Raw genomic sequence first — 11,265 nt, 5'->3', positions numbered from 1 at the left:
TAAGTCAGCTCTCTGGCTAGGGATCAGTTTTTTCATACTCAATAGCTTAACACAAAACAAAATATTTTTCTATACGATTGAATCGGAACCACTATATTCTAATATTTCCTGTACACTCTTTCCAAATCTTTCTCCAGAATATCCTCACTTTTGAAAAGATTTTAAACAGGCTCTTAGAATTTTTATCATCTTTTTTATTCCAAAGATGGAAATAATAATAACATAATTCCCATTTAGGATAATCTATGGGTAATATACGCCACTGGCAACCACTTTTTAAAATGTACAAAATTCCACAAAAAATATCATATAGATCAACTCTTCGTGGACGTGTTTTTTTGCGTGTAGACTCAAGTATTAGATGGATTTTGCTAAATTGTTTACGAGAAATATCGCTTGGATGAGAGCGGGTCATAACTACCTCCAAAGGTTTTATGAAAACTATCATTATACCTTAATGAAAAGATTTTAAACAGGCTCTTATATATTCAAGGGTCATAAGAAGCTGATCCTTTGTAGAGGATCTATGGAGTCTTCCTTCAAACCTTTTTTAAATGTGGCTCTTTTTAATCCTGTTAATCGACGAAACTCTTCTTTCTTAAAATCCTTTAAACAATTGTATTTCATGACAAAACCGTTTAAAGTTTTAATCATTTTATAAATTATCTACAAGTTATGCAAGAGATCTATTACAAATCCCAAGCAAAATTTTACTCCCTCTAGCATAATTTTAGATTTTTTTGGCATATTTTTTTATTAGAGGTTCTAAACGCTGATAATAATCAAATGTTTTGATATGAACAAAATATGTGTTAGAAGTAACCCAATCACATTCGTTTTGTAGCCAAACATTCACAACATAATCTCCCCACCAAAACTCTTTTTTCTCCTTTATGTCTTTGGGAAGAACGGAAAGCCACATCAGTTCATCATTTGTCTCTAAAGTTGGAATATAAAAACTTTTTTCCATGGCTGAAAGCCATTTTTGACATACATAGTAGACACTACAATTAATCGTTGCATGATACCCTGGAATATAGACAAATCTAGGTGTTTGATATTTTCTGCAGAATTGAAAAAAGGGAACATCTAGAGGTTTTATATTCACTGTATCCCAATCGATCCAAATCACTTCTTGATGGTGCCGAAGCATTTGATAAACCATCCAATGTTTCATGCGGAACGCAGGTTCTTTTAATATAAAATCTGGCGCATCGTCGAATATGCAGTGCACCTTTAGCCCAAAATTTTTTAAAACACTTGCTGCGGATACATCTCCGGCTAAAAAAATCAGTCGCTCTCTGTACTCTCGATTAATATACAAAGAAGTTTGCACTTCATGCAAAATTTTTTGAGAAATTTTTTCTAAATGCCCATATTTTTTTGAAAATAATCCTGTAATCAGTACTGGATCCATATGACATTTTTGGTTTCTTAAAAAAACAATTAGAAGTATTATTGATCTCAAATATTTAGTACAAGGAAAAGAATTGAAAATTTTAAAAGTGATCCACGGGTATCCCCCATTTTATTCTGCTGGTTCGGAGGTTTATTCACAAGCCCTTTGCTGCGAGCTTGTTAAACAAAGACATGAAGTGGTTGTATTTACTCGACAAGAAAATGCCTATAAGAAAGAGTATGCAGTTGATTGGCAAGTGGACCCAATGTGTTCTGATATTAGACTGTGTTTAATTAATATGGCGCAGAGTCGAGATGGATACCGACACGCCGCTGTTGATGTAGAATTTAATAAACTATTAAGAGAATACAAACCCGATATTGTTCATATTGGCCATCTCAACCACCTTTCCACTTCCATTGTTTTGGAAGCATTCAAACAAAACGTTCCCATTATATTTACGTTGCATGATTTTTGGCTGATGTGTCCTCGTGGGCAATTTCTACAATCTACTAACTCTAAAGACGCAGATCTTTACCCTCTCTGTCACTCCCAAAAAGACAAAACATGTGCTAGAAAATGCTATTGGCGTTACTTCAGTTCTCAGGACAATCAAGAAGACATCCTGTATTGGACAGGGTGGGTGAGTAAAAGAATGCGCCATATTAAAGAAGAGATCCTACCTAGGGTTGATTTGTTTATCGCTCCCTCTCGCTATTTGATGGAACGATTTATTTATGATTTTCCAATGGACCCCTCGAAAATTATTTATTTGGATTATGGCTTTCTAAGAGACAGCCTTACAAAAAGAAAGAGAGTAGGAAATCAATCGTTTACATTTGGGTATATTGGCACGCATAAACAAGCGAAAGGCATCTTCCTTTTGCTTCAAGCGTTCTCTCAATTGAATACTAAACAAGCGCAACTTAAAATTTGGGGATCTCCCTTAGAACCTTTCACCAGCTCTTTAGAAACACTCGTCTTAAATATGTCTCCTGAGGTTCAGAAAAAGATCTTCTGGATGGGCGGATATCAAAATGGGAGAATTGTCGAAGATGTTTTTAACTATGTGGATGCGATTGTTATTCCTTCGATATGGGGCGAAAATTCTCCTCTAGTTATTCATGAAGCTTTAGAAGCAAAAATTCCGATTATCACTGCAAACTTTGGAGGAATGAAAGAATATATCCATCACGAAATCAATGGACTTTTATTTGAGCACCGCTCTTTTTCTAAACTTGCTATTCAGATGCAACGACTGATTCAAGAGCCGGAGCTTTTAGAGTCTATTACGTGCAAAGGGTATCTACAATCTGATGACGGACGCATTCCTAGCATCCAAGAGCATGTAGAGCAAGTCGAGTCTTATTATCGTTTAATCATTCAACAAAGGAGTATGAATGATGGACAAAAAACCAGGTCCTTGGAGGATCACATTTGATACTAATCCTGATGATTGCAATTTGCGTTGCATCATGTGTGAGGAGCATTCGATTTACAGCCAATGTCAAATAAAAAGAAAAGCAGAAGGACGTTCACGACGACGGATGGACATTGATTTAATGCGAAAAGTGCTTGAGGAATCCAAAGGCTCTCCTTTAAAAGAGATTATCCCTTCAACAATGGGTGAACCCCTACTCTATCGTCACTTTGAGAAGATTATTGATCTTTGCCACGAATTTAATGTGAAAATGAATTTGACCACTAATGGAACCTTTCCAAAATTTGGAGCGACTGAGTGGGCAAAAAAAATTGTCCCAATTGGATCAGATGTTAAAATTTCTTGGAATGGAGCTACAAAAGAGACCTCTGAAAAGATTATGATTGGTTCAAACTTTGAGCAAAGGGTCCAAAACGTTCGAGATTTCATTCAAGTGCGCAATGAGATCGCAGCTCAAGGAAGGAATTCATGTCGCGTAACTTTTCAATTAACTTTTATAGAAATTGGAATCGAAGAAATTCCTGAAGTAGTGAAACTTGCTGCTGCACTCGGTGTCAATCGGGTTAAGGGACACCATTTATGGATCTTTACGAAAGAAATGGAAAATCAATCCATGAGGCGAAGTAAAGAAGTGATTCAAAGGTGGAATCAAATTGTTGCCAAAGCGCATGTTGCTGCTGAAAATTTTCGATTGCCTAATGGAGAAAAAGTCTTGTTAGAAAACATTTATGCCTTAGACGAAACAGCAGAGAAAGAATTAGTGCCTCAAGGAGTGTGTCCTTTTTTAGGAAAAGAGGCCTGGGTTTCCGCAGAGGGTCTTTTCGGACCGTGCTGCGCGCCTGATAAAGAGAGAAAAAAATTAGGAAATTTTGGCTCTTTGCATCACCAGTCTATTCAAACCGTATGGCAGAGCGATGCTTATCAAAAGCTTCAAAAAAATTACCTAAACTACGACGTCTGTCAAAGTTGTAACATGCGTAAAAAACCAGAGGAGCTTTATGAAAACGGGTCAGAAGTTGAATTGGACGACCTACCAAGTCTCTCCAGATGAAACCCATCATCTGATTGGAAAAACACCTGCTTACACAAGGCGTTTTTTTCATGTCCTAAAGTTTCATTCTCCAGGAGTTGCTCCAGTTTTAGATGAAACAGGGGCTTATCATATTAATTCACTCGGAGAACCGATCTACTCGCAACGCTATACACATGCGTTTGGTTTTTATTTTGAGCGCGCGGCAGTGAGCCAACAAGGGGAGTGGTTCCATATCCTTTTAGATGGGACCCCTTTATATCCGCATTGCTATCAGTGGTGTGGAAATTTTCAAGAAGCATTCTGCGCAGTTAGAGACAATTTAGGCTTTTTTCATATTGATCTGACAGGTGAGCGCCCTTATCCTGAGCAGTATGCTTATGTTGGAGATTTTCATGATGGAACAGCCGTTGTTCAAACAGAAGAAGGAGCCCATTTTCATATCAATCCAAGGGGAAAGCCCATCCATCCTTATCGCTTTCTCGACTTAGATGTTTATCATAAAGGATTTGCTCGGGCCAAAGATTCTGAGGGATGGTTTCATATTGACCGATTAGGTCAACCGATTTATCGAGAAAAATATGCATGTATTGAGCCTTTTTACAATAAGATTGCCCGTGTGGAGACACATTGGGGAGCACTTGTATTAATTAACCAGGAGGGAAAGGTCATTCAGGAGATCCGAAAGCAAACAAAAGATCCCTTTCATCACGTTTCTAGAGATCTGGTCTCTTATTGGAAGTTATTCACTTTAAAAACAGCTCAAGATCTTAATCTCTTTGACTTGCTTCCTAGCACCCTTTCCCTGATTTCTGATCAGATCGGGTTGTCTTCTTCAACTGTTGAAAAAATTCTCCTGGCTCTCAAAGAAATGCAATATGTGAGGGAATCAAAAGAAGGGTGGAATACTACAAATACTGGACAGCTTCTGACCTCTTCCCATCCTTTTTCTCTAAAAGAGGCTCAAGAGCTTTGGATGATGGAACACTTTAATAGCTGGCATGGACTTCTTGAGGCGCTCAAAAATGGGCAATGCGCGTTTGAAAGACTCTATCAAGTTAAGTGGTTTGACTTTTTGAATCAACATCCCAAAAAGCAAGCCTTGTATCATAGAGCTCTATCTCAATATGCAAAGAGAGACTATGGAGAAATTGTAAAAAGAATCAATTGTTCAAGCTATCAATCCCTTGCTGACATTGGAGGATCAACAGGAACTGTCTTAGAAAGATTCTTAACCCAATATCAACATCTAAATGGCCATTTACTTGATTTACCCACTGTAATCGATCAAATCAAAATAGAAGAATCCGTTAGAAGAAGAATGCACCTACATCCCTGTAATTTTTTTAAACGATGGCCGGATCTAAAAGTGGATGCGGCACTGCTCTGTCGCGTGATTCATGATTGGGACAACAAAAGGGCTCTTCATATTTTAAAACAGGTGCGGACATTACTAAAAAATTCTGCCAGTCGATTATTTGTGATAGAAAGTATCTTGGATCAGGACACAGGAAAGGGTGCCCTCTTAAATCTAAACATGCTCGTAATGACAGGAGGTCAAGAGCGCACCTTTGATGCATTCCATTTTCTATTTGAAGAAGCGGGTTTTTCTGTTGAGTCTCAAGAGCCTCTTAATGAGGTCTCATCTATCTTTGTTCTTAAGCCCCTAAAGTGAGCAAAGACACCTAAGTTTTCGAAAGAAAATGTGAGTCCCTCTAAAAATGTTGGCATCATCCTTTCAGGATTTTGACTTTTAAAAATATAACAAGTCAGTAAACAAACGTGGATATCATGTGAAATCCATATTTGATTCGATTGTTTGTTTTCTAATAGTTTTCTTAACATGCGATCGCATCCAACAGTTACGGAGTAAAAACCAGGCATAGACTTTCCATCCAACAAACATTTTATAATTTCAACAAGTGGGTCGTTTTGAAACGCTTTTTCAGCAATTTTAGGATTCAAAATCATAAAACCTGGGTCTCCAAGCAATATTGATTGGTAAGTTGGAATATCGACTCCTATTCCGTTTTTTATCTCTTCTGCAGTTTGGATGCATCGCTTAATAGGACTGCTCCAAATGACCTCTACCTTAGATTGAGCGATCTGCTTTCCAAATTCTCTAGATCTTTTTTGGCCTTGCAGGGTAATAGATACTTCGTGTCCCCAGTCATTCAGGCTGAATGGAGCTCTATGTGCGTGCCTAATGAAATAATGGGTATAATTAGAAGACATCTTTGAAACAGCTTCTCTTTTTCAAGAGGATTTCAATTGATTCAGCATCTGATGGATCCCTTCTCGAAGATGGACAGAGGCTTTCCATTTTAAAATCTCTCTAGCACGAGACGTCTCTCCCGAAAACTTTGAAACGTCAAATGAGCGGGAAGGCGCTTCTATGATTTCTATATTATGAACGCTTGCTTCTTGTGCATAGAAAGCGGCTTCTTCTAAACTCACTCCAAGACCTGTCGTGAAGTGAATTGGCATAAGGGGAATAGGGCTTTTGTTTAAAATATCAATATAAGATAACATCCCTCGAACAACATCATCAATAAACGTGAAATCAAAAAGGTTTTCTCTACCATCAATCCGAATAGGTGTTCCATAAAATGCGGCCAAACAAAATGCAGGAATCACCCGATCATGATGATCGTTCACGCTTCCAAAAACATTAGAAAAGCGGACAATAGACCCTTTGAGGCCTCTTTTGACTGCATTTTTAACTGCTTGTTCTGCGGCAACTTTTGATTCTCCGTAAATATTTACAGGAGCTAAGGGGGCGGTTTCTTTTACGGGTAATCGCTCTTGCTGTCCATAAACTTCTCGACTACTCCCATAAAGGACCCAAGGCTTTAAAGGAGATTCAAGAGCCGCTTCAAGAATGTGTTTTGTCCCTTCAACATTGGTTTCCCAACAAAATTTTGGGTTTTCTTCTCCCCATATCACTCGAGAGACAGCTGCTAAATGTACAATCCCATCGACTTGAGACGCTGCATCTAAAACTCGATTATAATCTAAAATATCTCCATAATCTTCACAATTCGACTGTGCTTTAATGTCGATTCCGATCACTTTTATGCCTCGTTTTTTTAAGGCAGAGGATAATGCGGATCCAATTAATCCAGCAGATCCGGTTACTAAGAGCTTCATAAGACTTCCTTTTTTCATATAAATGAAAAGAAAGTTTATGAACTAAAGAGGTGAATTTTTTCAATAAATATTTTTTCTCCACCAACTTTCTAACACCAAAAGATTGAAAATAGCGCGAGAGTGCCCATGAGGATTCTGAGAGAGTTTTTCAAGACCTGACAAAGAAAAAAATTTTAATTCAGTTAAGACTCCAGATAATAGCCTTTCTCTCATCCAGTCTTTTAATATCCCAGAAAACCAGTTTCCTAGAGGGACCCCAAATCCTTGTTTTTTTCGATTAATAATAGCTGGAGGCACGAGTCCTTCTGCTGCTTGTCTTAGGATCCATTTTCCTCTTTTCTTGTTTTCTATAAGCTGCTTGATAGGAAGGTTCAATGCAACATGTGTGATCTCGGGCATTAAGAAAGGCGCGCGCGCCTCTAAGCCAACGTGCATTGTCGCTCTATCTAATTTAGTTAAAATGTCATCTACTAAATAATTTTGAATATCGTCAAAAGAACGTGCTCTGTATGGATGGACATTGCCAGACTTCCACTCTTTTAAAAAATCAAGACGAGGAGTTGCAACGATTGTCTGCATCTCTTTTACAAGAACAAAGTTTCTGGTCAAGAGATCCATTGAGGAGAAAACATCTGAATAACAAGCGCTTGGATGGTTAAAGAAATAACGTTCATAGCCATGGAAAAATTCATCAGCCCCATCTCCAGTTAACACAACATCGACATCTTCCTTAGCACGTTTAGCCAAACAAAAGGTCGGAACCATGGATTCATCTGCAAAGGGTTCTCCATAGCAAGAAACAATTGTATCGAAATGCTTAGCCAAAAATCTCTCGTCGCACTTAATGAGAATGTGTTTTAATCCAAGCTTTTTACAAAGGGTCGTGCTGTATTTTTTTTCAGAATAGGTTTTGTCTTCAAAATCAATTGAATATACAGGAAACGTTGGAATGCATTTCTGCAGATAAGTGACAACAAGTGAAGAATCAATCCCTCCACTTAAGAAAGCGCCAATCGGCTGATCTGAAACGCTACATTGTTTGACACAAGACCCAATGAGGTCTCTTAATTCATCCACTTCTCGGTGTTTGACTTCTAAATGTGGGGAATAATAACGCTTTAATTCAAAGGTCTTGTGATGCCATTTCAAGTAATAGCCAGGTTTTAACTGAAGCACATCTTTCCATCCGGAACAAGGGGTTGGAACATAACTCCATTTTAAAAAAGCAAGAATATTAGGGAGGCTCACCTCCCAACTTAAATCTTTCCAAGGCTTAAGCCCAGTTAGTTCTGAAGCAAATACCAGCCCATGAGAAATTTTTGCATAGTATAGAGGTTTTTCTCCCCAGCGATCGCGAACCAAGAAGAGCGTTGCTTTTGGTTCATCCCAAATGGCAAACGCAAACATTCCAGCAAGCTCTTTGAAAATTGCGGATCCGTATTGAATATACCCCTTTAAAATCACTTCAGTATCTGAATCGGTTTTCCATTGATTGCAATGTATCTTATTGCGCAGAGTTTCCGTGTTATAAATCTCGCCGTTAAAAACAATCCAAACTTTATTGCTTGTCATCGGCTGCTTTCCTAAAGGAAGCCCCCGAATCGAAAGCCTTGTACTTCCTAATGCAATCCCTGGGCCAATAAAATATCCCTGATCATCTGGCCCTCTATGATGAAGATTTTGACACACTTGCTTGATGATCTCTTTGAGCTCCCTTTGTGAGTCGTCAATGCCGACAGCACCACCTATTCCACACATTCTTTGCAAGCTCCATCTAAATACCATTTCAAAAGAGCGCGATCTAATGGTTGAAAGGGTTTTTGGAAAAATCGGATAAACTCTAAGTCTTCAAATTGACTTTTTTTATCATGACAATGGACGTTTCCTGGATGCAATCGATAGACGTAAATCGGAGTTTCAATAAAGACGACATGCTTTTTTTCACCGAGTAATTCTAACATTGGAAAAACAAACGCACTATCTCCCGAAGCTCGGATGGGGTCTCCATTGGGGCGATTAAAAACCACAGGATCAATGAAATCCCAAAGCCAACGCCTAAAAGTGCGCAAGTGAAAACAGCGAAACCCATCTTGTCGAAAGCTCAGGTTGCGCCAGACTTCATCCGAGTACTCTGTATTGACTCCCTGTTTATCCAAAAAGTAAGGTGATTGAAGATCTTGATAGGGACGAAAGTCAATAAGCACGTTCCCATATGTCATTGCAATATTAGGATTTTGATAGGCCTTAGCAACGTGAAAAAGCGCATCGCCGAGTAAATAATCATCACCGTCCACTAAACACACAATCGCGTTTGGATGATCGATTTCAGAGATCCCTTTTGCAATGGCCCTTATTTGAAAATGACGCTTTTCTAAAAATAACACGCGTTCATGCATGATCTGCATCAGTGCTTTTCTATCATGAGTGGAGTATCCTGAGGCATCATCGACATAAAGCCAATCATATGAAAAATTTCCTTTCTGGCCTAAAATAGAATATATACACCGCTTAGCAAATTGGATAGATTGTCTTCCTGTGATAAGAAACAAAAAATGCATACAAAACTTTCTATTAAAATAAAATTTTATACATTATGAAAAAAACGCTTATTCATTCAGTTTTAAAGAATTATCAACTAAAAATTTTAGCAATTGGATTCCTAGGGATATTTTGGTCTCTTAGAGATATTGCCACCCCTTATATTGTAAAAACCATTTTGGATTCAACAAGTCATTTAAATGCGCAAGAGATTTCAGAATGCGTTTTTAGATCATTACTGACCATCATTTTTATTTGGGTTCTCATGGAAGTTTGCATGAGAATCCAAGGAAGGCTGCTTCTCAGAACAATTCCTGATATTCGCAAAGAACTCTGTGAAAAATTGTTCAAACGAGTCAAAGCATACTCTTATTCGTTTTTTTTAGAAAATGTAACAGGAACTCTTTCAGATAAAATTCATGGAGCTACACAAGGAATCGAAGCCCTTCTATCCATTTGTCTTTCATCATTCATCCCCATTCTTTCTCATATGGCGTTTTCCCTTATGATTACAGTAACAATCAACCTCAAACTTTTCTTTCTTTTCCTTGTGTGGATGCTCTTACACTTAGGAATCACTTGGAAGATGGGAATGAGGTCTTTAGAAAAAGTTGAGCATCTTGCGTCTGTTAGGTCTCATCTGCATGGGAAGATTGTGGATAGTTTCTTTAACATTTTTACGATCAAAATATTTTGTAGGGAAACCGACGAAGATCAATATTTTAATAAATATTTGAATGAAGAACTTGTCGCTGCGCAAAATGTTCAAAAGTACTTAGAAAAAATCCGTCTTATTCTTGGCTTATCAACCATTTTCATGCTGATCATTACATTGTTAATTACTTATTTTCAGTGGAAAACAAGCACAATTTCTAATGGGTCTCTTGTACTTATTATCATGATTTTACTCAACTTAACGAGTTTTCTTTGGTACTTGAGTATGGAATTGATTCGATTTAATGAAGAATTTGGACGGGTCAAAGAAAATATGGATGTCCTTTTCTCAGGAGTGCTCGAGCAACAAAATTCGTCAAAGATCGCTCAACCTATGGGAAACATTGAGGTCCAAAACCTATGCTATGCTTATGACAAGCCGTTATTCAATCATCTCAGTTTTTCTATAAGGTCTGGAAAAAAAGTAGCACTGACAGGATTTTCAGGATCAGGAAAAACGACCTTTATTCATCTTCTCCTTTCTCATCTTTCCCTTCAAAAGGGACAGATCTTTTTAGATGGAGTTGACATCCAAACGCTTTCCCCAAATAGTCTCCGTCAGTACTTTTCTGTTGCTGCTCAACACCCGACTCTTCTTAATCGCTCAGTAAGAGATAACATTCAATACGGCAATCTGAGCGCAACAGAAGATGAAATCATCTGTGCAGCTAAAATTGCCAATTGCCATGACTTTATATTAAAACTTAGCAAAGGCTATGACACAATTGTTGGAGAAAGAGGTGACAGACTTTCCGGAGGACAAAAGCAAAGAATTGCAATTGCAAGAGCGCTCATTAAAAAAAGTCCTGTTTTAATTCTAGATGAACCAACATCTAGCCTTGATCATGAAACCGCTATATTAACATTAAAAAACATTCTAAACTCCATACAGTCCCGTACCCTCATTGTCATCACTCACAATAAGGAAATCGCCTTACTAATGGATGAAATGATTGCAATCTCTTGAAGAGTATGATTCATGTAGGTTATAAT

At 37.9% G+C, this 11,265-nt stretch carries 9 protein-coding genes and 1 pseudogene; 4 read left to right on the top strand and 6 right to left on the bottom strand.

Translation table 11 applies throughout. The features are described 5' to 3' along the window. Positions 1-225 precede the first annotated feature (225 nt). Together RHOW815_RS08410 and RHOW815_RS00285 are read right to left on the bottom strand one after the other, a co-directional pair. A pseudogene (locus RHOW815_RS08410) lies at positions 226-415 on the bottom strand (transposase); the annotation flags it as partial. A gap of 315 nt (positions 416-730) precedes the next feature. Beyond that, positions 731-1,417: a hypothetical protein gene (locus tag RHOW815_RS00285; RefSeq protein ID WP_215216383.1), complete on the bottom strand. Its 687-nt coding sequence runs from the start codon at positions 1,415-1,417 to the stop codon at positions 731-733. Positions 1,418-1,490: 73 nt separating this feature from the next. On the opposite strand from RHOW815_RS00285, the gene RHOW815_RS00280 reads away from it, so the two are divergent. The 3 genes from RHOW815_RS00280 to RHOW815_RS00270 are packed head-to-tail and all read left to right on the top strand — an operon-like array spanning position 1,491 to position 5,545. Further along, positions 1,491-2,840, top strand: coding sequence for a glycosyltransferase (locus RHOW815_RS00280; protein WP_215216382.1), 1,350 nt, complete (start codon positions 1,491-1,493; stop codon positions 2,838-2,840). Then, positions 2,800-3,891, top strand: coding sequence for a radical SAM/SPASM domain-containing protein (locus tag RHOW815_RS00275; protein ID WP_215216381.1), 1,092 nt, complete (start codon positions 2,800-2,802; stop codon positions 3,889-3,891). The genes RHOW815_RS00280 and RHOW815_RS00275 overlap by 41 nt, the downstream gene beginning before the upstream one ends. After that, positions 3,839-5,545, top strand: coding sequence for a methyltransferase (locus tag RHOW815_RS00270; protein WP_215216380.1), 1,707 nt, complete (start codon positions 3,839-3,841; stop codon positions 5,543-5,545). Before RHOW815_RS00275 ends, RHOW815_RS00270 begins: the two co-directional genes overlap by 53 nt. Here the strand turns inward: RHOW815_RS00270 and RHOW815_RS00265 are convergent. From RHOW815_RS00265 to RHOW815_RS00250, 4 genes are read right to left on the bottom strand one after another with little or no spacing between them, the layout of a single operon-like run. Continuing rightward, on the bottom strand, positions 5,491-6,105 hold the full coding sequence (locus RHOW815_RS00265) for a histidine phosphatase family protein (RefSeq protein ID WP_215216379.1): 615 nt from the start codon (positions 6,103-6,105) through the stop codon (positions 5,491-5,493). The two genes, RHOW815_RS00270 and RHOW815_RS00265, sit on opposite strands and share 55 nt — an antisense overlap. A gap of 21 nt (positions 6,106-6,126) precedes the next feature. Then, positions 6,127-7,020 (bottom strand): NAD-dependent epimerase/dehydratase family protein, encoded by an 894-nt coding sequence (locus RHOW815_RS00260; RefSeq protein ID WP_215216378.1) that lies wholly within the window; start codon positions 7,018-7,020, stop codon positions 6,127-6,129. Between the two features lie 60 nt (positions 7,021-7,080). After that, a complete protein-coding gene (gene asnB, locus RHOW815_RS00255) occupies positions 7,081-8,805 on the bottom strand; it encodes an asparagine synthase (glutamine-hydrolyzing) (protein WP_215216377.1) in 1,725 nt (574 codons plus the stop codon). Continuing rightward, positions 8,766-9,578 (bottom strand): glycosyltransferase, encoded by an 813-nt coding sequence (locus tag RHOW815_RS00250; protein ID WP_215216376.1) that lies wholly within the window; start codon positions 9,576-9,578, stop codon positions 8,766-8,768. The genes asnB and RHOW815_RS00250 overlap by 40 nt, the downstream gene beginning before the upstream one ends. A gap of 35 nt (positions 9,579-9,613) precedes the next feature. On the opposite strand from RHOW815_RS00250, the gene RHOW815_RS00245 reads away from it, so the two are divergent. Continuing rightward, positions 9,614-11,239 carry an ABC transporter ATP-binding protein gene (locus RHOW815_RS00245; RefSeq protein ID WP_215216375.1) on the top strand — a complete coding sequence of 542 codons (1,626 nt, stop codon included), beginning with the start codon at positions 9,614-9,616 and terminating at the stop codon, positions 11,237-11,239. Positions 11,240-11,265 lie beyond the last annotated feature (26 nt).

The organism is Candidatus Rhabdochlamydia sp. W815 (assembly GCF_018642185.1).
GTDB lineage: Bacteria > Chlamydiota > Chlamydiia > Chlamydiales > Rhabdochlamydiaceae > Rhabdochlamydia > Rhabdochlamydia oedothoracis.
Note: the sequence above shows the minus strand (reverse complement) of the source record. Positions and strands in the feature narration are given on the sequence as shown.